The sequence below is a fragment of the Flavobacterium enshiense genome (assembly GCF_022836875.1).
GTDB classification, from domain to species: Bacteria; Bacteroidota; Bacteroidia; order Flavobacteriales; family Flavobacteriaceae; genus Flavobacterium; species Flavobacterium enshiense_A.
In genome coordinates, this window is record NZ_CP090376.1 from 2,247,354 (window position 1) to 2,270,890 (window position 23,537).

The 23,537-nt window shown below is 36.2% G+C and carries 17 protein-coding genes; 12 read left to right on the top strand and 5 right to left on the bottom strand.

Annotated features, from left to right (window positions below; all coding sequences use genetic code 11):
• Window positions 1–75 precede the first annotated feature (75 nt).
• From LZF87_RS10060 to tsaD, 3 genes are read right to left on the bottom strand one after another with little or no spacing between them, the layout of a single operon-like run.
• Window positions 76–717 carry a DUF4159 domain-containing protein gene (locus LZF87_RS10060; protein WP_244338848.1) on the bottom strand — a complete coding sequence of 214 codons (642 nt, stop codon included), beginning with the start codon at window positions 715–717 and terminating at the stop codon, window positions 76–78.
• Window positions 718–721: 4 nt separating this feature from the next.
• The gene (locus tag LZF87_RS10065; protein ID WP_244338850.1) at window positions 722–1,426 is read right to left on the bottom strand and encodes a 16S rRNA (uracil(1498)-N(3))-methyltransferase; all 705 of its coding nucleotides are present in this window, start codon (window positions 1,424–1,426) and stop codon (window positions 722–724) included.
• A gap of 1 nt (window position 1,427) precedes the next feature.
• Entirely contained in the window at window positions 1,428–2,450 is a 1,023-nt protein-coding gene (tsaD, locus tag LZF87_RS10070) for a tRNA (adenosine(37)-N6)-threonylcarbamoyltransferase complex transferase subunit TsaD (RefSeq protein WP_244338852.1), read from the bottom strand.
• A gap of 233 nt (window positions 2,451–2,683) precedes the next feature.
• Here tsaD and LZF87_RS10075 point away from each other — a divergent pair, with 233 nt between their 5' ends.
• The 4 genes from LZF87_RS10075 to LZF87_RS10090 all read left to right on the top strand — a co-directional run bounded on the left by LZF87_RS10075 (window position 2,684) and on the right by LZF87_RS10090 (window position 10,201).
• Window positions 2,684–7,084, top strand: a complete 4,401-nt coding sequence (locus LZF87_RS10075; protein WP_244338854.1) for a translocation/assembly module TamB domain-containing protein — start codon at window positions 2,684–2,686, stop codon at window positions 7,082–7,084.
• 127 nt (window positions 7,085–7,211) lie between these two features.
• Window positions 7,212–8,198: a 6-phosphofructokinase gene (gene pfkA / locus LZF87_RS10080; RefSeq protein WP_244338857.1), complete on the top strand. Its 987-nt coding sequence runs from the start codon at window positions 7,212–7,214 to the stop codon at window positions 8,196–8,198.
• 89 nt (window positions 8,199–8,287) lie between these two features.
• Complete coding sequence (gene gap, locus LZF87_RS10085) at window positions 8,288–9,289, top strand: type I glyceraldehyde-3-phosphate dehydrogenase (RefSeq protein ID WP_244338859.1); 1,002 nt, start codon at window positions 8,288–8,290, stop codon at window positions 9,287–9,289.
• A gap of 57 nt (window positions 9,290–9,346) precedes the next feature.
• Window positions 9,347–10,201, top strand: coding sequence for an N-acetylglucosamine kinase (locus LZF87_RS10090; RefSeq protein WP_244338860.1), 855 nt, complete (start codon window positions 9,347–9,349; stop codon window positions 10,199–10,201).
• A gap of 122 nt (window positions 10,202–10,323) precedes the next feature.
• Here LZF87_RS10090 and LZF87_RS10095 read toward each other — a convergent pair whose 3' ends face one another.
• Both LZF87_RS10095 and LZF87_RS10100 read right to left on the bottom strand, forming a co-directional pair.
• Window positions 10,324–10,704 (bottom strand): RidA family protein, encoded by a 381-nt coding sequence (locus LZF87_RS10095; protein ID WP_244338861.1) that lies wholly within the window; start codon window positions 10,702–10,704, stop codon window positions 10,324–10,326.
• A 100-nt stretch (window positions 10,705–10,804) separates the two neighbouring features.
• On the bottom strand, window positions 10,805–13,528 hold the full coding sequence (locus tag LZF87_RS10100) for a putative LPS assembly protein LptD (RefSeq protein WP_244338862.1): 2,724 nt from the start codon (window positions 13,526–13,528) through the stop codon (window positions 10,805–10,807).
• A gap of 71 nt (window positions 13,529–13,599) precedes the next feature.
• Here LZF87_RS10100 and LZF87_RS10105 point away from each other — a divergent pair, with 71 nt between their 5' ends.
• The 8 genes from LZF87_RS10105 (at window position 13,600) to LZF87_RS10140 (ending at window position 23,498) form a co-directional block, all read left to right on the top strand.
• Complete coding sequence (locus tag LZF87_RS10105) at window positions 13,600–14,670, top strand: N-acetylmuramoyl-L-alanine amidase (RefSeq protein ID WP_244338863.1); 1,071 nt, start codon at window positions 13,600–13,602, stop codon at window positions 14,668–14,670.
• Window positions 14,671–14,683: 13 nt separating this feature from the next.
• Window positions 14,684–15,832, top strand: coding sequence for an N-acetylmuramoyl-L-alanine amidase family protein (locus LZF87_RS10110; protein WP_244338864.1), 1,149 nt, complete (start codon window positions 14,684–14,686; stop codon window positions 15,830–15,832).
• Window positions 15,833–15,886: 54 nt separating this feature from the next.
• Window positions 15,887–16,843: an MlaD family protein gene (locus LZF87_RS10115; protein WP_244338865.1), complete on the top strand. Its 957-nt coding sequence runs from the start codon at window positions 15,887–15,889 to the stop codon at window positions 16,841–16,843.
• 19 nt (window positions 16,844–16,862) lie between these two features.
• The gene (locus LZF87_RS10120) at window positions 16,863–18,197 is read left to right on the top strand and encodes a (Fe-S)-binding protein (RefSeq protein WP_244338866.1); all 1,335 of its coding nucleotides are present in this window, start codon (window positions 16,863–16,865) and stop codon (window positions 18,195–18,197) included.
• A 77-nt stretch (window positions 18,198–18,274) separates the two neighbouring features.
• On the top strand, window positions 18,275–19,066 hold the full coding sequence (locus tag LZF87_RS10125) for a (Fe-S)-binding protein (RefSeq protein ID WP_244338867.1): 792 nt from the start codon (window positions 18,275–18,277) through the stop codon (window positions 19,064–19,066).
• A 499-nt stretch (window positions 19,067–19,565) separates the two neighbouring features.
• The gene (locus LZF87_RS10130) at window positions 19,566–20,048 is read left to right on the top strand and encodes an ABC transporter ATPase (RefSeq protein ID WP_244338868.1); all 483 of its coding nucleotides are present in this window, start codon (window positions 19,566–19,568) and stop codon (window positions 20,046–20,048) included.
• A 40-nt stretch (window positions 20,049–20,088) separates the two neighbouring features.
• A complete protein-coding gene (locus LZF87_RS10135; RefSeq protein WP_244338869.1) occupies window positions 20,089–22,998 on the top strand; it encodes a glycoside hydrolase family 3 N-terminal domain-containing protein in 2,910 nt (969 codons plus the stop codon).
• A gap of 29 nt (window positions 22,999–23,027) precedes the next feature.
• Window positions 23,028–23,498, top strand: a complete 471-nt coding sequence (locus LZF87_RS10140) for a DUF1801 domain-containing protein (RefSeq protein ID WP_244338870.1) — start codon at window positions 23,028–23,030, stop codon at window positions 23,496–23,498.
• The last annotated feature ends 39 nt before the right edge of the window (window positions 23,499–23,537 follow it).

Consider the following 23,537-nt stretch of genomic DNA (forward strand, 5'->3'; position numbering starts at 1 on the left):
AGTGTAAAATCTTGTTATTTTAAAACAATTTTCATTGTATTTTTGTTAAAAACCGGCTGTTTGTTTTGTGGTTTACTAATTATTGAAAACATAGTAAATTAAGTTAGCTCCCATTTTTAGGGCTTTTGTTCTTACGTCAATTGGATCATTATGTACTTCCTGGTTTTCCCAACCATCTCCTAAATCTGTTTCTACGGTATAAATCAGAACGATTCTTCCTTCGATAAAAATGGCAAATGCCTCAGGTTTTTTGTTGTCGTGTTCATGGATTTTTGGTACTCCTCCTGAAAAAACAAATGGTTTTTGAAAAACAGGATGGGAAGAAGGTAGTTCAACTAATGGATTATCAGGGAATAATTTTTTTATTTCTTTTCGGATGTACTGGTCCATTCCGTAATTGTCATCAATATGTAGAAAACCGCCGGAGGTAAGATAGTTTCTTAGATTTATGACATCATTATCGCTGAAAACCACATTTCCATGACCTGTCATATGTACAAAAGGATATGAAAATAAATCCGGGCTTCCCACTTCAACGGTTGGGATTTTAGTATTGATTTTAGTATTGATGTTTTGATTACAGAATTTAGCCAAGTTGGGTAGCGAAGTCGGATTTGCATACCAATCGCCACCTCCCGAATATTTCAAAAGGGCTATTTCTTGAGAAAAACCAAGAAAAGAAGATAGTCCAAGAAGTAAAACAACAATTTGTTTCATGTACTTATTCGTTTGTGAAAACTACGCTGTGGCAAGCAACAACAGCGGCAGTTTCGGTTCGTAATCTTGTATTACCCAAAGATACCGGAATGTATTTGTTTTCTAATGCCAATGCAATTTCTTTTTCTGAAAAATCACCTTCGGGACCTATTAATATGGTGCATTTCTCTTTTGCCTGAACTACATCTTTTAATAGCTTTTTATCGGTTTCCTCACAATGGGCGATGTATAAATTGCCATCATGATTTTTGTTGATGAACTCTTTGAAAGACATTGGTTCGTTCAGTATTGGCAAATAGAACTGTAGCGATTGTTTCATGGCTGACTGAATAATTTTGTCAAAACGTTCGGTCTTGATTGTCTTTCTTTCGGAATGATCACAAATAAGTGGAGTGATTTCGTGTATTCCTATTTCAGTTGCTTTTTCTAAAAACCATTCGAATCGCTCGTTCATTTTTGTTGGCGCGACTGCTAAATGAAGGTAAAAATCGGTTGGTTTTTGGTTATCGATATTGTTGATTTTTACGGTACATTTTTTGTCCGATGCTAATATGATTTCGGTGATAAATAAAAAACCTAAACCATTGGTAACATGTAGAATGTCGCCTTCTTTTTTACGTAAAACTTTAATAATGTGTTTGCTCTCTTCCTTATCAAAAGAAAACTCATTTAAAGTTGAATTTATGTCCGGAGTGTAAAATAACTGCATATTAAAATTCGATACGTGCTTTAGATACTACAGAAGCATCTTCAAACTGATGTTCCAAAAATTTATAGTAACCGACAATTCCAATCATGGCAGCATTGTCAGTAGTATATTCAAATTTAGGGATAAATGTTTTCCATCCGTATTTCGTTTCTGCTTCTTTCAATGTCGTTCGGATTCCTGAATTTGCAGAAACACCGCCGCCAATAGCAATTTGGTTAATTCCGGTTTCAGCTACGGCCATTTTCAGCTTATCCATCAGAATCTGAATGATGGTATATTGAATGGAAGCGCAGATGTCATTTTTGTTTTCTTCAATGAAATTAGGATTCTCCGCTACATTCTTCTGGATAAAATACAAAATCTGTGTTTTTAACCCACTGAAACTGAAATTCAAACCGTCGACTTTCGGTTTTGTAAACTGAAAGGCTTTCGGGTTTCCGTTTTGTGCAAATTTATCTATCAAAGGTCCGCCAGGATAGGGAAGGCCTAATATTTTAGCACTTTTATCAAAAGCTTCACCTACAGCGTCATCAGTTGTTTCTCCGATAACTTCCATTTCAAAAAAACTTTTGACTTTGATAATCTGAGTATGTCCTCCAGAAATCGTCATGGCTAAAAAAGGAAATTCCGGTTTGTCGTAACCTGCTTCATCAATAAAATGAGCCAAAACATGCGCATGCATATGATGAACAGCGACCAGCGGAATGTTTAAAGCCTGTGCCATTGATTTGGCAAACGAACTTCCTACCAAAAGCGAACCCATTAATCCGGGGCCTTGGGTAAATGCAATTCCTGAAAGCTGTGTTTTATCGATATTTGCCTTTTTTAAGGCGACATCAATAACCGGAACAATATTTTGCTGATGGGCTCTCGAAGCCAGTTCAGGAACAACACCTCCGTATTCTTCGTGAATGGCCTGGCGCGCAACTATATTTGATAAAACTATATCATTTTTAAGCACGGCTGCCGCGGTATCGTCACAGGAGCTTTCAATGGCAAGTATGTAAATCGGCTGGTTTGTCATAAAAAAGGCACGAAATTTGTATTACAATTTGTATCGACTGTATTATCTTTGGATTTACGTTTCATTTGCAGCCAAAAACGCTTGCAATTGTTTGTTAAAAACGTAATTTTACCAGTCGGTTCGACAAATTTAAAACAAATTCGGGTATCAAAAAATTTAAAAAAATAGCATTTCGAATAATTTTAGGAATTATCCTATTATTATTACTACTTGGTATAGCTCTTTCTTTACCGGTGGTGCAGACGGAAATTGCTGCTAAGGTAACCGAGAAAATCAACCACGACTTCGGCACCGATATAAAAATTGAGAAAGTAGCTATTTCTGTTTTTGGAACTGTAAAGCTGAAAGGTATTCTGATATCCGATCACCACAAGGATACATTGTTTTATGTCAATCGTTTGCAATCCAATATTTTAAGTTTTAAAGAGTTGAAAAATACCCGTTTGTTTTTTGGGCAAGCTAGAATTGACGGGCTGAATTTCAAACTGAAAAAATACAAAGGAGAAACAAAGGCAAATATCGATTTGTTTGTTGAAGCTTTTGACGATGGAAAGCCAGGCTCGGGAAAATTCAGATTAAAAACCGACGAATTATACATTACCAACAGCCATTTCCGTTTTATTGATGAAAACCTGCAAAGGCCTAAAATACTAGATTTTACTAACCTGAATGGTGAATTGGAGGACTTTTTCATTAAAGGCCCGAATATTACTGCCAACATAAAAAAAATGGCATTAAAAGATCATCGTGGTTTGATTGTCGAAAATCTTGCAGCTGATTTCACCTACACAAAGAAAAATATCATCCTCAAAAAAATGGATTTAAAAACAGATGAATCCACTGTAATTGGCGATGTTACTTTAAAATATCATCCTGGAGATTTTTCTGACTTTAACAACAAGGTTGTCTTTGATGTTAAGATGGAAAAAGCTTCGGTGTCTTCCAACGAACTGAATTTCTTCTACAACGAATTCGGGAAAAATCTACGTTTTTATCTCAACACACATCTTACAGGTACACTGAATGATTTCGTATTAAATGATTTACGATTATTGGATCGCAATAAAACTGAAATTATCGGAAAAGTGAACTTTAAAAACCTTTTCAACAAGAAAAAGGAATTTTACATGAACGGTAATTTTGACAGGGTTAGTGCCAATTATGAAAACCTGAAAGCAATTTTACCGAGAGTTTTAGGAAAAAGTCTTCCGCAGGTACTGAAAAAACTTGGGAATATCGATTTGGTTGGTGATGTGAAATTAACCAAGAAAACTATTGATGCTGATATTCTTTTATTGTCGGCTCTTGGAAAATTGGAATCGAAATTGGCGATGACCAACATCAATAACATCAATAATGCGACTTATAAAGGTTATGTTTCTTTAAGTAATTTTGATTTAGGTCCGTTGACAGGTCGATCAGACATTGAGCACGCAACTGTAGATTTGGATGTCGACGGAAAAGGCTTCAACAAAAAGTACCTTAATACTTCTGTAAAAGGGCAGATTCATCAATTCAGATATAACGGTTATACATACCAGAACATTACGTTGGACGGAACAATGAAAATGCCTTACTTTAAAGGATATTTCAACAGTAATGATCCGAATCTGAGAATGGATTTTAACGGACTCATCGATTTAAGTTCTAAGGTTAAAAATTATGATTTTCAGGCTAATATCGATTATGCCGATTTGCATTTGCTGAATTTCAGAAAAAAAGATTCCATCGCAATCTTCAAAGGACAGCTTAGTTTTAAGGCCAAGGGAAATACAGTTGATGATATTGAAGGGATACTTGAAGTAGCCAATGCGTCTTATCAAAACAGAAAAGATACTTACTTTTTTGATGATTTCCACGTAGAATCAACTTTTGACGCAGATCGTGTCAGAACAATTACGGTCAATTCGCCCGATATCGTTCAGGGAAGAGTAATTGGTAAATACAAAGTGAATCAGGTCGCAAAAATTGTTGAAAATGCTCTTGGTAGTTTGTATGCAAATTATTCGCCCAATAAATTAAATCCAGGGCAGTTCCTTGATTTCGATTTTGTCATTAACAGCAAGATTATCGAAGTGTTTGATCCGAATATTTCTTTGGCTGAAAACACCGTTTTAAAAGGAAATATCAATGCGGATGAAGGTAATTTTAAAATGAATTTCTCCTCTCCGAATGTAGTTGCCTATAACAACAAGTTTGATAATATCCGAATAAATGTTGACAACAAAAACCAGCTTTATAATGCGTTTATCGAGTTGGACAGCATTAAAATGAAGAATTATAAAGTTTCTGACTTCAGTCTTATAAACGTTACGATGAATGACACCATGTTTGTTCGTTCCGAGTTTAAAGGAGGAAATAAGAATCAGGATGTTTATAACTTGAATTTATATCACACCATCGATAAGGATAATAAATCGGTAGTTGGTTTTAAAAAATCAGAGGTTAACTTTAAAAATTATTTGTGGTTTTTAAATGAAAACGATACCGATGATAATAAAGTGGTTTTCAATAAGAAACTGACTGATTTTTCCATTGAAAAGATTGCATTGACACACAAAGGCCAGAAAATGGAATTGTCCGGAATGTTGCAGGGAAAAGACCATAAAGATATACAACTTTCCTTTGACAAAGTAGATTTGGCAAAAGTAACGCCATCACTCACCAATTTGTCTTTTGGAGGGAATTTAAATGGTAACGTCAGCCTAAAACAGGATAAAAATATATACCAACCTGCTTCGGCTTTAACCGTTGATTCACTTAAAATCAATAATTATGATTTGGGAGACCTTGATTTACAGGTTACCGGGGATAATTCGTTCAGAAAATTCAATGTAAATTCTACCATCAAAAATGACGATGTTGAGAATTTTTATCTCAGAGGGAATGTTGAAATTGTAGGCGGGCAAAGTTTACTGTCTCTAGATACCGGTTTTTCCAGATTTAACATTGGAGCTTTCGGACCGCTGTTAGGAACTATTTTTTCTGATGTTCGCGGATTCGCCTCCGGTCAGGCTGCCATTGTGGGAACAGTCAGCAATCCGGAAATTGACGGACGTCTTTATCTGAACGAGGCAGGAATGCGCGTACCGTATTTGGGTGTGGATTTCAACATGGAACCCAATGCGGTTGTTGATGTGACAGAACATGAATTTCTTTTCCGTCATATTGAACTTACCGATACAAAATACAAAACATCGGGAATATTAGACGGAAGCGTGCGTCATAATAAATTGGCCGATTGGAGTTTGGATTTGGATATTGAATCAGATAATATGCTGATATTGGATACCAAAGACAGCGAGGATGCAGCATATTATGGGACTGCATTTATTGATGGAAAAGCAAGTATCAAAGGGCCGACAAATGCATTGGTCGTTAAGGTTGATGCAAAATCGAATAAGGGAACTTCAATAAAAATCCCTGTAAATGATTCTCAGGGTCAGTCAAGTAACTCGTTTATTCATTTCATTACGGAAAAAGAGAAATTAAGTAAAGAAAAAGGAACCCCGATTGCTGAAAATAAGTATAAAGGTATGGAGTTGGATTTTAATCTGAACATAAACCAGAATGCGGAAATTGAAATAATTTTGGATCGTGCGACGGGACATGCCATGAAAGGAAGAGGTGAAGGAACCATTACCATGGAAATGAACACGCTTGGAAAATTCAATATGTACGGGGATTATCAGGTTTATCAGGGGGAATATAACTATAAATACGGCGGAATAGTTGATAAAAAATTTCAGGTTAAAAAGTTCAGCACGATTCGCTGGTACGGAGAACCGCTTAATGCTGTTTTAGATCTTGAGGCCGTATATAAAACCGAAGCTAATCCGGCTGTAATTCTGGATAATGCGTCCTTTAATAAAAAAGTTCCAACGGAAGTGGTTATTTCAATTAATGGAAATTTAAGCGCTCCCGAACCGGATTTCAGAATTGAATTTCCAACTGTAAGTTCGGTTTTGAAATCTGAAATAGATTATAAATTAAGCGATAAAGATGTACGTCAAACACAGGCTATCGCGTTGTTGTCCGGAGGAGGATTCCTTTCTCCTGAAAATGCTTCAAGTTCAGTTACCGGAACATTGATTGAGAAAGCTAGTTCAGTAGTAAATGATTTGATAACCGGAAGTGACGACAAGTTCAAGGTGGGTGTAAATTATAGTCAAAGAGATAAAGATCCGATGCTGCAAACCCAAAGTACAGTGGGTGTTACCATGTCGACACAAATCAATGAACGAATTACAATTAACGGAAAACTTGGTGTGCCTGTTGGAGGAACTGAGCAATCGTCTATTGTTGGTAATGTGGAATTACAAATGCTTCTTAACAACGAAGGAAGTCTGAAAGCCAGAGTGTTTAACCGTGAAAACGATATTAATTATGTTGGAGAAGGGGTTGGGTATACACAAGGGGTAGGAATATCATATCAGGTCGATTTTAACAATATGCGCGAGCTGTGGCGAAAAGTATTCTCCAAAAAGGAAAATGATAATAAACGTCAGAATCCTTCAGACCAGATGCCGGATTCCGATTTATCACCTGAGTTTATCAAATACATTGAAAGCAAGAAAAATAAGAAAACTCCCGAACCTAAAAAGGAGCCGCAAAAAATTCCTGAAATAGAATAACTTACCTGTAATAACACTTCTAATTTTACGGCGATATATGTAAGGAAAAACCTTTTTTTATAGAAATTGGTTATTCTTTAAGCTATCGTATGTTTTATTTACTAAATTTATTAAAAACAAATTGGTAATGTCAGCAAGTATCAAAAGAATTGGAGTACTAACATCGGGAGGAGATTCCCCGGGTATGAATGCCGCCATACGTTCTGTCGTTCGAACCTGTGCCTATCATAAAATTGAATGCATGGGGATTTATCGCGGATTCCAAGGCATGATTGAAGGAGATATAATCGAAATGGGGCCAAGAGCCGTTAAAAACATAGTCAACAAAGGCGGTACAATCTTAAAATCGGCCCGTTCAATGGATTTTATGAGTCCTGAGGGCCGTCAGAGAGCTTATCAAAATCTTAAGAAAAACGAAATCGATGCTCTGGTAATTATTGGTGGTGACGGAAGTTTTACCGGCGGATTGATTTTTAATAAAGAATTCGGTTTTCCGATTATGGGAATTCCGGGTACTATAGACAATGATATTTTCGGAACAAAATATACCCTTGGTTACGACACAGCGTTGAATACTGTTGTTGAAGCTATTGACAAAATTAGGGATACGGCCAACTCTCACAACCGTTTATTTTTCGTTGAAGTAATGGGGCGCGATGCAGGACATATTGCATTGAACGCTGGTATTGGGGCTGGTGCAGAGGAAATCCTTATTCCCGAAGAAAATATGGGTTTAGAACGTTTGCTGGAATCGTTGAGAAAAAGTAAAGTTTCCGGAAAATCGTCCAGTATTGTTGTTGTTTCTGAAGGAGATAAAATCGGAAAGAACGTATTCGAGCTAAAAGATTACGTGGAAGAAAACTTGCCTGAATATGAGGTGCGTGTTTCTGTTTTGGGACATATACAGCGTGGTGGTTCGCCTTCATGTTTCGACAGGGTTTTAGCTTCACGATTAGGAGTCAAGGCTGTAGAATCATTATTGGAAGGGAAAACAAATTACATGGTCGGAATTCAAGGCGATAACATTGAACTGACGCCATTAGAACAAGCAGTTAAAGGGAAATCTAAAATAGACGGAGAATTACTCAGGGTTTCCGATATCATGTCTACATAAATCGAAAAAGGGAATAAAAATCAATTGTTTAATGAGGTAATCATAGTAGGTGTCAAGTTTGCTGTAATTGCCTTAAGCATATTAAGAGTATGACGAAAGTAAAAATAGGAATTAACGGATTTGGAAGAATAGGACGTGTTATATTCAGGGAATCCATCAATAGAGATAATGTCGAAGTAGTTGCTATAAATGATTTATTAACTGTTGAACATTTGGCCTATTTGTTAAAATACGATTCGGTTCATGGTCGTTTTAAAGGAAAAGTAGAAGTTAAAGACGGACATTTATTCGTAAACGACAGACAGATACGTGTAACAACAGAAAAAAATCCTTCTCTCTTAAAATGGGATGAAGTGGGAGTAGATGTTGTAGCTGAGTGTACCGGTTTTTTTACTACAGTTGAAACAGCTTACGATCATATTAAAGGAGGAGCAAAAAAGGTGGTGATTTCAGCGCCTTCAAACGATGCTCCGACGTTCGTTATGGGAGTAAATCACGATAAAGCTAAGGCATCCGATGTAATTGTATCCAATGCATCATGCACCACTAATTGTCTGGCTCCCTTAGCTAAAGTCCTTCATGATAATTTTGAAATTGTAGAAGGACTAATGACTACGGTTCACGCTACAACAGGAACACAGCTAACTGTTGATGGACCTTCCAGAAGGGATTTCAGAGGAGGAAGATCGGCAATGGTAAATATAATTCCTACATCAACAGGAGCCGCAAAAGCGGTAACGAAAGTTATTCCTGCATTAGAAGGAAAGTTGACAGGAATGTCAATGCGCGTACCGGTTACCGATGTTTCGGTTGTCGACTTGACCATTAAATTGAAAAAAGCGACTACTTACGAGGAAATCATGAATGTGCTTAAGAATGCCTCGGAAACTTCCATGAATGGAATTATGGGGTTTACCGAAGATGATGTAGTTTCACAGGATTTTATATCTGATTCTCGTACTTGTATTGTAGACGCTACGGCCGGAATTGGTTTAAACTCAACTTTTTTCAAAATTGTCGCTTGGTACGATAATGAATATGGTTATTCGTCAAAGCTGATCGATCTGTCAGTTTATATTGCAAATTTGTAAAAAAATAGTATTTTTACTGAATCCCGTTAAAGCGGGATTTTTTTATACTCAACACATATGAAATTAGTAGTAGATAGCGGCTCCACAAAAGCCGATTGGATTGCCTTAGACGACAACGGAGATATTCAGTTCACAACAAGTACTTTGGGTTTAAATCCTGAAGTTTTAACGAAAGAAGAACTAATCAGCAGAATTAATAATCGATTCGACATTGCGCAAAATGCTTCCATTGTAAAAGAGGTCTATTTTTACGGAGCCGGTTGCGGAACTGATCGGATGAAAAATCATTTAACAGAAATCCTTCACGAATATTTTCCAAATGCTCATGTTGAAGTTAAAGAAGATACCTACGCAGCGGTATTTGCCACGACACCGAGAGGAGAGAAGGCCATCGTTTGTATTTTAGGAACTGGCTCCAACTGCAGTTACTATGACGGAACGGAACTGCATCAGAAAGTGCAGTCTTTGGGCTATCTTGCGATGGACGATTGTAGTGGAAACCAATTTGGACGTCATTTAATCCGTGCATACTATTTCAACAAGATGCCGAAAGCTTTGGCTGAAATCTTTGAAAAAGAATACGATTTGGATGCCGATGCCATCAAGCATAATTTATACAAAGTGCCTAATCCCAATGCTTATCTGGCAACCTTTGCCAAGTTTTTGATTCAGCATAAAGATGATGAATTCCTTCAGAAAATAATTCTGAATGACATGCAGAATTTTGTGGATTTTTACATTACACAATACGAAAACTGTAGAGAAGTTCCGGTGCATTTTATTGGTTCGATAGCTTATTATTTGAAAAATGAACTGGAATATGTTCTGTCTAAAAATGGATTGAAACTAGGGAATGTGTTCCGTAAACCTATTGACGGACTTATAAATTATCATTCCGTTCCTCAGCAATAATAGGCATTCTTCAGTAAAGATATTTTAGCAAAACACCCTTATGATTTGATATAGATCTTTTCATAAGGGTGTTTTACCATATTTGGTTAGCAGCCAAATATCAACTGTTCTATAGTGCAGAACTATTTAATTGCAATCATCGAGATTTCTACATTTACGTTTTTCGGAAGGCAAGCGACTTGAACTGTTTCACGTGCCGGAGCGGTTTTCTCGTCAAAATAGCTTCCGTAAACAGTGTTTATTTTTGCGAAATCGTTCATGTCACTGATAAAAATAGAAGTCTTGATAACATTTTCAAAGGTCATTTCTGCAGCTTCCAAAACAGCTTTCATATTCTCCATAACCTGTTTGGTTTCTGTTTCGATGTTATCCAAAACCAAATCGCCAGTGGCTGGATTGATAGCAATCTGTCCCGAAGTATAAAGTGTGTTTCCAACTAAAACTGCCTGGTTATATGGACCGATTGGAGCTGGTGCTTTCTCTGTAAAAATTATTTTTTTCATGTTTTATGTAAACTTTGATTTCTTATATGAATATTGATTCACATAAAATTTTAGAATCTGGCTCTGTAAATCTTATGTGATGTATTTATTTTACTTCTGTTTACTGTAAAGTTCGGTCCGGTAAACTGCGTTTGTCATACTTGATATCGCTCAACACAGAAGATTTGATACCGATGAAAAAGCCCCAACTTGTATTAGGAGCAATCGGTACCCAGTTGAAACTCATTCTCCAGCTTAATAAGTCTCTTTCAAAACGTAACTGGGTGAATGTTACTCCTTTTTGCACAAAATCATATCCGGACGAGAATCCCATTTTCCATTTTGGCGTTAAATCAATGTTTCCGGACATCATTAGAGAGTTTCCAATAATTTCATTTTCGCGATTCACATTGGAATAGGTTAAGGAATAAGCCATGGTCAGATTCCAAGGGATTTCTAATTTATAGAATTCAGAGTCGTCATTCTCTTTGTTTTTCTCATCTTCCTTTTTGAAAAGACTCTGTCTGTTATCACTAAGGTCAGTACCACGGCCAAATAAATCATCTGTACGTCCTCCATTTAAAACAGTTTGTTGGGAAGAATCGCCTTTTGTTTTACCATCGGCACTGGAAATGGCATAATTAATTGTCATGTTGGCTGTTGTCATTCTGAAAAGACTTCCTCCATTATCAATGTTAAATTTATCGATTCGTCTGCCTGAATTATCTACCGCATATGGGTCTAGTGAAGTTCCGAAATTCAGGTTTAATTTATTGTCAAAAAATTGAGTTCCCCCATTTACCGATAATGGTGACCAAGCCAATGAATCGGCAGCAATATTGTAATCGGTGGAAAAGGTTAAATTGCTGAGTAACATAACCTTTTTAGGTTCTGTTTTGGTTTCGTCTTTGTCACGAACTTTAGCTTCAAAATTGTTGTTTAAAGACATTCCTATTCTATTGGCTTTTGAATTGGAGGGTCCTCCAAAGATTCCTTCTTGAAAACGGGTATATTCAGCGTATCTGGTTCCTGTGTTGTCCAAAGCATATGTATCATAGTACTGATTAAAACTCGGCAAATAAGAATAACTAATTGACGGATACATAACGTGTCGGATAGACTGAATTTTTTTATCATTACCGAAATTAAAGGTTCCATAAATTGTAGTTCCCACTTGGGTTCTGAAATCATAAGTTCGGTAAGCGTCAAAACCATTTACAGGATTAGTTTCAACAGTATTGGTGTTGGGATTGAATTCTTTTTCGATCGTTTTAAAGTACCATACTTCATTGTAGTTAGTAGCCGCAGTTACACTGAAGTATTTGAAAACTTTAAAATTCGTACTGATTGGAATTGTGTGCTGAATTCCGTTTTTAGCTGTATCAAACATTCCGGGTTTAAAGAAAAGGGAATCCGTAGTGTGAATTCTGTTTTCTCCTCTGAAATTGTACTGGAAATTGATATTTTTTATGAAACCTTTCTTGATACCGTTTTTAGGGGCAAATGGGAAAATACGATCCACACTGGCCTGAACTGTCGGCAATGTCATGTCAATTTCTTCTGTATTGGTATTTTGAGAATGATTTGCCGTCACAGAAAAATTAACCATCGGAACAGTTTGAAATGTCTTTTGATAAGAAACGGAAGAACTCAAGTTGTTATTCAATGAAGAACCAATGTTTGTCTGATTTAAAGACTGTCTGAAATATTGACTGCTTCCCAAATTGACGGAAGCCGAAAATCTGGAATTCGGGTTTGCTTTAGCATCTTGGGAGTGAAACCATTGAATGTTGTATTGTTTTGATCTGGCATAATCCGGAAACCCTTTTTCACTGTTTATCTGGTTTTCAAATCGAAAGTTCACACGTCCGTTAAAGTTGTATCGTTTGGCATAAGCACTTTCCAATCGGAACGCATAACTTCCGTTGGTATAATAATCCCCTAAAACCTGTAAATCATAATAATCGCTCAGGGCAAAATAATACCCTCCGTTCTGGAAGAAATATCCTTTTTGCGCAGAATCTCCAAAGGTTGGGATTACGAATCCGGAAACAGCCTTTTCACTCATGGGAAAATAAGCGAAAGGCAGGGCAATAGGAGTAGGGACATCGGCAATTACCATATTGGTAAAACCGGTAACTACTTTTTTCTTAGGAACGAATTTTATTTTTCGTGCTAGAAAATAGTATTCAGGGTCTTCGATATTTTCTGAAGTGGTAAATCGGGCATTTCTCATGAAATAAACCGAATCGTTTTCTCTTTTACTTACTTCGGCTTTTACCTTAAACTCACCTTGCTGGGTTCTAGAGTTCCAGACTAGCGCTTTTTTTGTTTTGGTGTTAAAACGGATTGAATCGGGTTCAATGACATTCTGTCCTTGTTTGAAAACCGGAATTTGTATGTAATTTCCTAAGCTGTCTTTGATTCTACCGGCATACACTTCGTCTTTTTCATAGTTAAAAACGATAATTCCGGCTTTGAGTTCGATGTCTTTATAGATTAATTCGGCTTCATCGTAAAGCGTCAGTTCTTTCTTTTTCTGATCAATTTTTTCGTATTTTTTTGCTTTACGTTTGACAATTCCTTCCAGTAAACTTTTCTTTTTTTTGATGGTGTCGTTCTTGACAGTGTCTGCTGGTTTGACGATGTCTTTCAGCCCTATATTTACGCTATCTTTCTGTTTTGCAGCAGGTATGGGAATTGATTTGGAACGATTTTCCTGAGCTTGAATTTCAAAATTTCCAAGTGTTAGGAAAATTGATAATAAAACGATATGAAATAAGTTTGTATGCAACGCTTTTAATACTATTTTTGTAAAAATGTGGCTTAATTTTTGACGGGTCAAACTTACATATATTTTTCGTCAAAATTAAGCATTTAATAAAATTATAATCATTCGGAATTATTAGTTCGTATATGCCAGATAAAGTTAGACTATATTTATTTTTATTTGTCCTGCTTGTGCCAGGTTTTCTGTTCTCGCAATCTAAATTCAAGGTTGTATTGGATGCAGGTCACGGAGGTAAGGATCACGGAGCAATAAAAAACGGATTAAGAGAAAAGGATGTGGCGTTGGATGTGGTAATGCGCATCGGTAAAATTTTAAACAATAATGACGATATTTCTGTTCTGTATTCAAGGAAGACAGATGTTTTTGTCGAATTAAGAGAAAGAGCGGATAAAGCGAATAAAGCAAAAGCGGATTTGTTTGTGTCGGTTCATTGTAATTCAAATAATTCTTCGACTCCATATGGATCTTTGACTTTAGTAATGGGGCTTTCGCGTAAATCGAAAAATTTAGAGATTGCCAAAACCGAAAATGCCGTAATTTTTCAGGAAGCTAATTATAAGAAAAACTATAAAGGATTTGATCCGAATAAGCCCGAAACAATGATTGGGCTGAAAATTTTACAGGAAGAATCTTTAAAATCAAGTATTAATTTAGCAAGTTCCATTCAGAATAAATTTGAAAATAAGTTAAACAGAAAAAATAAGGGTGTGCATCAGCAGCCATTGTGGGTTTTAGATGCCACTTGTATGCCTGGCGTTTTGATAGAACTTGGTTTTATCTCTAATAAGAATGAAGCTAAATATTTAGGTTCTGAACAAGGGAAGAATGAAATGGCCAAAGCTATAGCCCAAGCGATCATTCAGTATAAGGAAGAATATTTTTCGGGTTTTGAATCGGGTATCAGGTCACAAAATACATCTGTAAAAGATGATGTTAAATCAGATGACACTGAACCTGTAAAAGAAACGAAAGGTAAATTATATAAAGTTCAGATAGGATCAAGTAAAACAAAACTGGCAACAAGTCCTTATAATTTTAAAGGACTTAAAAATGTTACCAGAATATTTGAGAAAGGGTATTACAAGTATTTTTACGGGAGTGATGACAGCATTTCCGATTGTGAAAAATTATTAGCTGAGGCTAAAAAGAAAGGTTATGATTCGGCTTTTATTGTCTCCGACAATGAAAATAAATAATATATTAAGGAGTATGAAAATGAATGCGTTTTTTAAAATGACTATGCTGGCTTTTGTACTGGGAACAAGTACAGGCCAGGCTCAAGATAATGCGAAATTCAGAGTTGTTCTTGATGCGGGGCACGGAGGAAACGACTTTGGTGCAACCTATCACGGTTATGTGGAAAAAAACAATGCACTGAATGTTGCTTTGAAAGTGGGGAGAATTCTTGAAGGTGATGTCGGTACACAAGTAATTTATACTCGAAAAACTGATGTGTTTATCCCTTTGGATGAGCGTGCAGACATTGCCAATAAGTCGAAAGCCGATATTTTTGTTTCCATCCACTGTAATGCCAATAAAAACTTAGCGGCGAGTGGAACCGAAACCTATGTAATGGGGGTAACGAGAAACGCAGCCAATTTAGAAGTGGCAAGAAAAGAGAATGAGGTAGTGACCATGGAGAAGGATTATAAAATCAAATATGATGGCTATGACCCCAACTCGCCTGAGTCGGTAATTGGAATGACGGTAGTTCAAGAAGAATATCTTGATCAGAGTATTGAGCTTGCGGCTGGTATCCAGGAAGGTTTCGAAGAAGGGCTAAGCAGAAAAAGCAGAGGTGTAAAACAGGCAGGATTCCTTGTTTTACGAAAAATATACATGCCCCGCGTACTGATAGAAATGGGGTTTGTTTCCAATAAAGAAGAGGGAGCATTTTTAAGTTCCGATGAAGGTCAGGAACAAATTGCCCAAGCCATTGCAAAAGCGATTTTGGATTATAGAAAAGAATATTTTGCTGCGGGTACGGAAGAATTTGTTCCGGTTGAGAGACCAAATGTTCCGGAAAAGGATATTCAGAAAATGGATTTACCTAAACAAAAAATAGATACGCCTAAAGTTAAGGAAGTAAAACCGACAACTGTAAATGGTACTGTTTTTAAGATTCAGATTTCGGCCAGTACAAAAAAAATGGAATTGGTGCCAAGTAATTTTAAAGGATTGAATACCATTTCGATGGAAGATGACGGTACAATCGTCAAATACTTCTATGGGAATACAAATGATTACAACGAATCAAAAAAATTATTGGAGGAAGCCAAGGCAAAAGGATACGGTTCGGCTTTTATCGTAGCATATAAGAATGGCCAGAAAGTTACATTAAATGAAGCTTTGCGTTAATATAAAACCATTCTAAACTATTTTGTTTTAATTTTGTTAAAAAAATAATTGATTTTGAAAATTTCTAGAGAAGTAAAAACCGCAATTTTAGTCATTGGTTCCATATTGTTATTCTTTTGGGGATACAGTTTTTTAAAAGGGAAGAACTTATTTGACACATCCAGAAAATTTTACGTTGTATATGATAATGTTGAAGGATTAGTTCCTGCGGCCGCTGTTACTATCAATGGTCTTACGGTTGGAAAAGTGAGTGCAATAACAATTCAGGATAAAACTGGGAAATTGTTGGTGGAAATCCAAATGGACAATGATCTTCCAATTTCGAAATCAAGCACAGCAAGTATTTATGAGCCTGGGTTTATCGGTGGTAAACAAATAGCCATCAATCCTAATTTTCAGGACACTAATTATGCAAAATCAGGGGACTATCTGAAACCTGAAGTAATATTAGGTTTGACCGCTTCTTTAGAGAAAAATTTGGCTCCGATTCAGGAAAAATTGAATAATGTTCTTGAAAACGCTGATAAATTGATGATTAACATTAATGAAATTCTCGATGCAAGAACAAAAACAAATCTTAAACAAACGGTTGCCCAATTAAATGAAACGATGGCTAATTTCAACTCCGTTTCAGGAAACCTGGATAAAATGTTAGCTGATAACAAGGATAAACTTGGAACTGCGGTAACCAATTTAGATAAGACAACGAGCAATTTTGCTAAAATTTCAGAAGACCTGGAAAAAGCTAAATTGGGTGAAACAGTTGAAAATCTTGAAAAAACATTGGCTAATGTCAATAAAATGGTTGCCGATATGGAATCCGGTAAAGGAACAATGGGTAAACTCATGAAAGACGAAGCCATGTACAACAACCTGACAAAAGCTTCTAAAGAGTTGGAATTATTGTTACAGGATGTACGTCTGCACCCAACACGTTACGTAAATGTTTCGATGTTCGGTAAGAAAGAGAAACCATATGTGGCGCCAAAAGAAGAACAACCTAAAAAATAGAACTATATAAACTAAGCCTATGAGTTATTTAGACAATATATTGTTTGCAGTACTTCTTGTTTTAGGAGGTGGATATTTTGCAGGGAATGTAAAGAAGCTTATCCGTAATATTAAGTTAGGTCAAGATGTAAACCGCACTGATAATCCTTCAGAGCGTTGGAAAAATATGGCAATGATTGCTTTAGGGCAGTCGAAAATGGTTAGAAGACCTGTTGCTGGATTTCTTCACATTTTAGTCTACTTAGGATTTATCATTATCAATATTGAAGTTCTTGAAATCGTTATCGATGGTCTTTTCGGTACGCACCGCGTATTTTCATTTATGGGTGGGTTTTACAGCTTTTTAATAGCTTCATTCGAAGTACTGGCACTACTCGTAATTGTTGCCGTTGTTACTTTTTGGATGAGGCGTAATGTTGTGAGACTGAAGCGTTTTGTTCACGGCGATTTAAATGGATGGCCAAGAAATGATGCCAATTATATTTTATATTTTGAAACTGTATTGATGTGTTTGTTCCTGTTCATGAACGCTGCTGATCTGCATTTACAGACATTAGGCGCTCCAGGTTATGAAAGCATTGGATCTTCAGCATTTCCAATTTCTCAAAATATAGCTCCGATGTTTAACGGAATGTCTGAAAGTTTGGTTCACTTACTTGAAAAAGGGACATGGTGGCTTCATATTGCGGGAATTTTAGTTTTCTTGAACTATTTATATTTCTCGAAGCATTTACACATCTTACTGGCGTTTCCGAATACTTATTTCGCCAATTTAAAACCTCAGGGACAATTTGATAATCTTGAATCGGTAACTAACGAAGTAAAACTGATGATGGATCCGAATGCAGACCCGTTTGCAGCACCAGCTCCGGATGCTGATGCAGTGCATACTAAATTTGGAGCCAGCGATGTTCAGGATTTGAACTGGGTTCAGTTGTTAAATGCTTACACTTGTACGGAATGTGGTAGATGTACTTCTTCTTGTCCTGCTAATCAGACGGGGAAGAAATTATCTCCTCGTAAGATTATGATGGATACCCGTGACCGTTTAGAAGAAGTCGGCAGAAATATCGACAGTAATAAAGGTGTTTTTGTTCCGGACGGAAAATCATTACTGAACGATTATATTACTCCGGAAGAACTATGGGCTTGTACATCTTGTAATGCTTGTGTTGAAGAATGTCCGGTTAATATCAGTCCACTTTCCATTATTATGGACATGAGACGTTATCTTGTAATGGAACAGAGTGCTGCTCCGACAGAATTGAACGCTATGATGACCAATATAGAAAATAACGGTGCTCCATGGCAATACAACCAGATGGATCGTTTAAATTGGAAAGACGAACAATAGTTTAAACAGAATTAAGGAAAGAAATATAAAACTTTGCGATATTGCATCTTTGCAGCGTTGCAATTAATATAAAAGATATGTCAGCAAATTTAGTAGTACCTACAATGGCCGAAATGATGGCACAGGGTAAACAACCGGATGTGTTATTTTGGGTTGGCTGTTCGGGTAGTTTTGATGATAGAGCAAAAAAAATCACGAAAGCATTTGTGAAACTCTTAAACCAGGCGAATGTGTCGTTTGCGGTTTTGGGGACCGAAGAAAGTTGTACAGGAGATCCTGCAAAACGCGCCGGAAACGAGTTTTTGTTTCAGATGCAGGCGATGACCAATATCGAGGTGATGAATGCTTACGAGATAAAAAAAATCGTTACGGCTTGTCCGCATTGCTTTAATACCATTAAAAATGAATACCCGGAATTGGGAGGGAAATATGAAGTGGTTCACCATACTGAGTTTTTAAAATCGTTATTAGACGAAGGTCGTCTGACGATTGAAGGCGGTAAGTTTAAAGGAAAAAGAATCACATTCCACGATCCTTGTTATTTGGGGCGTGCCAATAATGTTTATGAAGCGCCACGTGATTTAATTCAGAAATTGGATGCCGAATTGGTAGAAATGAAACGCTCGAAGAAAAACGGTTTATGTTGCGGGGCAGGAGGTGCTCAAATGTTCAAAGAGCCTGAAAAAGGGGATAAGGATATAAATGTAGAGCGTACAGAAGATGCATTGGAAACCCAACCAGATATTATTGCCGCAGGTTGTCCGTTCTGTAATACGATGTTAACCGACGGAATCAAGTTTAAAGAAAAAGAAGGCTCAATTAAAGTAATGGACGTTGCCGAATTAATTGCTAACGCTCAAGATTTGTAAGATTTACCTTTTTTAAAATGATAGAAAGTCACAAAGCATTTTGTGGCTTTTTTTTATTTATTTTTTTGTCGATATATTTTTGTTTTTTGTCGATTCAAAAGTTTTTTATCAGGTTTTATGACATTTAATCGGATTAATTTATCAGTTATGATTTCAAAAACTAACTTAGTTATATAATCGAAAGGGTTAAAAGTTGTCGTCAACTTTACCAAGCAATTTTATGTTTTTTGTCTCATCAACATCAATTGTCGGAATCAAAACTGTGGAATTCGTATGATGGAAGGGCATTGAAATGGATTGTTGTTGGTCTCTGAGATTAATAAATTCAAAATAAGAGATTTTTAAAAAGAGGTTAGTTATATTTTTTAAAAAAGGGGTTAGTTATTATTGTGGCGAAAAACCATTGCATCTCATACTGCAATGGTTTTTTTATTAAAATTAATTTAAGTTTTCTGCATTCTAATTCTAAAAGGTTATTTTTGTAGTTTACTTTAAAATTATGTATGTAGATTTCAATACACTTCCCGAAGAATCAAAAATTTGGATTTATCAGTCGAACAGAAAATTTTCTGAAGAAGAATTGGCTGAAATAGAATCTTCCTTAAAAATTTTCATTGAAGAATGGACAGCTCACGGTTCCGGACTTCATGCTTCTTTCATAACGAAATACGGCCGTTTCATTGTCTTGGCTATTGATCAGTCAATTCAGGCGGCAACAGGATGCTCCATTGATGCTTCTGTCAGTTTTATTCAAAGTCTAGAAAAGAAATATGATGTCGATTTATTGGACAAAATGAATGTTACTTTCAAGTTAGGAGATCACATCGCTTACAAGCCGTTAATCGATTTCAAAAAAATGGCCAAGGAAAAGGCGGTTTCCGAAAACACCATCGTTTTCAATAATTTAGTGAACACCATCGGAGAATGGCAGGATTATTGGGAAGTTCCTGCGAAAGAAAGTTGGCACAACCGATTTTTTTAAAAAGATTTCCAACGATTTATAATTTCCAAGTGTTTTTTAAATGAGATATTTCCTTTTTATAATAGTTTTTATAAGCCAGTTTGCCTTTTCCCAGGACGAAATTTATTTTAACGGACATACGTTGGCCAAGGAAAAAGTTTGGGTAGACAGCATCTACAATAATCTTACTTTTGAAGAAAAAGTAGGACAGCTTTTCATGGTCGCTGCTTACTCCAATAAAGACGGCGAGCATGTTAAGTCGATCGAAAAACTTATAGAAGATTATAAAATCGGAGGTCTTATTTTTTTTCAGGGCGGACCAATCCGTCAGGCAAAATTGACGAACAAATATCAGTCAAAATCCAAAATACCACTTTTTGTAGGTATTGATGCGGAATGGGGATTAAGCATGCGCTTGGATTCAACCTACCGTTATCCTTGGAATATGACTTTAGGTGCGGTTCAGGATATGAAACTCATTGAAAAAATGGGTAAGCAAATGGCCAAACAAACGAAACGACTTGGCCTTCAATTCAATTTTGCTCCGGTTTTGGATATCAATACCAATCCGAGCAATCCAATCATCGGGAATCGTTCTTTCGGAGAAAACAAAGAAAATGTTACCAATAGGGCATTGGCTTTGATGAAAGGGATTCAGAGTGAAGGTGTTTATGCAACTGGAAAACATTTTCCAGGACATGGAGATACTGCAACCGATTCGCATCACACGTTGCCTTCTGTTAATTTTTCTAGAGAACGCCTGAATGAGGTGGAATTTTATCCATACAAAAAGCTTTTTAAAGAAGGATTGTCGAGTGTAATGGTTGCTCACTTGAATGTACCAAGCCTAGAATCAAGAGATGGGTATCCAACTTCTATTTCCCATAATGTAGTTACTGATTTATTACAGAAGGAGTTGGGTTTTAACGGCTTGATCTTTACGGATGCCCTTAACATGAAAGGTGCAAGTAACTTCAAACAGCCGGGAGATATCGATCTTGAAGCTTTTTTAGCGGGAAATGATATTCTGCTTTTTGCTGAAAATGTTCCGGTTGCTGTGGAAAAATTTTGTCATGCATATTATTGCGATTCATTAATCACTGATGAGCGCTTGGAACAGTCGGTTAAAAAGATTTTGAAATATAAATTCAGAGCTGGATTAGGGAATTACAAGCCAATCGATTTAAATAATTTATATGAAGATTTGAATGCTCCTGAATACGAGGATTTGAATTATGAGCTTTATGAAAATGCCGTAACGGTTTTAAAAAAGGAAGAAAATCATTTTCCTATCAAAAAAGTTGAAAATGAAAAAATAGCTTATGTTAAGCTTGGGGATGACAAGAATCAGGCATTTTTGAATTCGTTAAAAACGTATGCGCCCGTTACCGAAGTCTATCTGGACAGTATTCATCTGCTTTTAAAGGAATTAAAGGGATATTCAAAAGTAATCGTTGGTTTCCATAAAGCTGACGGCGCCTGGAAAAAGCATAGTTTCGAGACTAATGAACTGGCTATCCTAGATTCCATATCAAGACATAATAATGTTACTTTAGCTGTTTTTGCTAAACCTTATACATTGCTGCCTATTTACTATTTCGGAAATATAAAAAACGTGGTTTTAGCGTATCAAAATAATGATATAGCTCAAACGGTTGCCGGAGAAATCATTTTTGGAGCTGCTGAAGCAAAAGGTAAAATCCCGGTTTCTATCAACGATTTCTTTAAGGTAGGTGATGGACTGAAGACAACTAAAAACAGTAATATACTGTCATTTTCCACTCCACAGCGTGTTGGGATGAATCCTAAAATACTTTCCAAAATTGATATTTTGGCTAAAAAAGCCATTGATGGAAAAATGACGCCTGGAATGCAAATTTTAGTGGCCAGAAGGGGAAAAGTGATATATCAGAAATCGTTCGGTTATCAGGATTATACAAAGAATGTCAAAGTAACGAATCAGGATGTTTATGATGTAGCATCATTAACAAAAATTCTTTCCACGTTACCAAATCTGATGCAGCTTTATGATAGGCATAAGATTACGATGGAAACGAAATTAGGCGATATGCTTCCGATATTCGAAAAAACAGATAAAAAAAATATTCATTTGAAGGAATTATTGGCACATCAGGCTGGGTTACAGGCCTGGATTCCTTTTTATCAGTCAACACTTGATAGTACAAAACATCCGTCTAAGCAATATTACAGAAAAACATATTCAGCCGAATTTCCATTGCAGGTTTCTGAAAATTTGTTTTTGAGAAGAACTTATAATGATACTATCATGAAACGTATCGCAGAAAGTAAATTATTGCCTAAAAAAGAATACAAATACAGCGATTTTACGTTTATCATCCTGAAGGAATATCTTGAAAAAACGACCCATCAGTCATTGGATTATTTAAGTCAGAATAATTTTTATAATTCTATGGGAATGAGTACGATGACCTATAATCCTCTAAGGAAGATGGATATAAGTTTGATTCCGCCGACAGAAATGGATAACTACTTCAGATACACAAAAGTGCAAGGTTATGTTCATGATATGGCAGCAGCTATGCAAGGAGGAGTGGCAGGGCACGCAGGGTTGTTCTCTAATTCAATGGATGTGGCTAAAATGATGCAAATGTATTTGCAAAGAGGACGTTATGGGGATAAGGAATATTTTTCGGATAAAACTTTTGACGTTTTCAATACCTGTGTTTATTGTAGCACCGGAAATCGTCGCGGACTTGGGTTTGATAAACCACAATTGAGCGGGGCAGGACCTACTTGCGGATGTACTTCTATGACAAGTTTTGGACATACCGGATTTACCGGGACAATTGCATGGGCGGATCCTCAAGAAGATTTAGTTTATATTTTCTTATCTAACAGAACATTTCCAAGTGCTGCCGAAAATAAATTGTCAAAAGGAAATATCAGGGAAGACATTCAGAAAGTTATTTATGAATCGATTTTGAAATAATTTTTTTAACTTAGTTAAAAATCAATTTCATGCAATCTACAGCAAAAACGCCTCAGGAATATATCGATTTGCTGTCGGACGACCGAAAAACGGCAATTGAAAAACTTCGCTCTGTAATTTTAAAAAATTTACCTGAAGGTTTTCAGGAAACGATTAGTTATGGTATGATCGGCTATGTTGTACCACATTCAATCTATCCAAACGGGTATCATTGTGATCCCAAAACACCACTTCCTTTTTTAAGTGTTGCTTCGCAAAAGAATTTTATTGCGGTTTACCATATGGGAATATATCTTGATGAGAAATTGTTAAATTGGTTTACTTCGGAATATCCAAATCACGTTAAAACAAGGTTGGATATGGGAAAATCATGTATCCGATTTAAAAAGTTAGATCAGATACCATATGAATTATTGGCCGAATTGTTCAAGAAAGTAACTGTTGCCGATTGGATTTCACAATATGAGTCTGTTTTAAACGGGCAATCAAGACAAAGTTAATATTATCTAAAAGTAAGGGAATGCCTTCCTTTTTTAGTT

Bases quoted from the DNA above. Each gene is read 5' to 3' on its own strand.
- LZF87_RS10135 (WP_244338869.1), top strand. From the start codon at position 20,089: ATGAGATATTTCCTTTTTATAATAGTTTTTATAAGCCAGTTTGCCTTT.
- gap (WP_244338859.1), top strand. From the start codon at position 8,288: ATGACGAAAGTAAAAATAGGAATTAACGGATTTGGAAGAATAGGACGT.
- LZF87_RS10095 (WP_244338861.1), bottom strand. From the start codon at position 10,704: ATGAAAAAAATAATTTTTACAGAGAAAGCACCAGCTCCAATCGGTCCA.
- LZF87_RS10105 (WP_244338863.1), top strand. From the start codon at position 13,600: ATGCCAGATAAAGTTAGACTATATTTATTTTTATTTGTCCTGCTTGTG.
- LZF87_RS10125 (WP_244338867.1), top strand. From the start codon at position 18,275: ATGTCAGCAAATTTAGTAGTACCTACAATGGCCGAAATGATGGCACAG.
- LZF87_RS10090 (WP_244338860.1), top strand. From the start codon at position 9,347: ATGAAATTAGTAGTAGATAGCGGCTCCACAAAAGCCGATTGGATTGCC.
- pfkA (WP_244338857.1), top strand. From the start codon at position 7,212: ATGTCAGCAAGTATCAAAAGAATTGGAGTACTAACATCGGGAGGAGAT.
- LZF87_RS10130 (WP_244338868.1), top strand. From the start codon at position 19,566: ATGTATGTAGATTTCAATACACTTCCCGAAGAATCAAAAATTTGGATT.
- LZF87_RS10140 (WP_244338870.1), top strand. From the start codon at position 23,028: ATGCAATCTACAGCAAAAACGCCTCAGGAATATATCGATTTGCTGTCG.
- LZF87_RS10120 (WP_244338866.1), top strand. From the start codon at position 16,863: ATGAGTTATTTAGACAATATATTGTTTGCAGTACTTCTTGTTTTAGGA.
- LZF87_RS10065 (WP_244338850.1), bottom strand. From the start codon at position 1,426: ATGCAGTTATTTTACACTCCGGACATAAATTCAACTTTAAATGAGTTT.
- LZF87_RS10060 (WP_244338848.1), bottom strand. From the start codon at position 717: ATGAAACAAATTGTTGTTTTACTTCTTGGACTATCTTCTTTTCTTGGT.
- LZF87_RS10110 (WP_244338864.1), top strand. From the start codon at position 14,684: ATGAAAATGAATGCGTTTTTTAAAATGACTATGCTGGCTTTTGTACTG.
- tsaD (WP_244338852.1), bottom strand. From the start codon at position 2,450: ATGACAAACCAGCCGATTTACATACTTGCCATTGAAAGCTCCTGTGAC.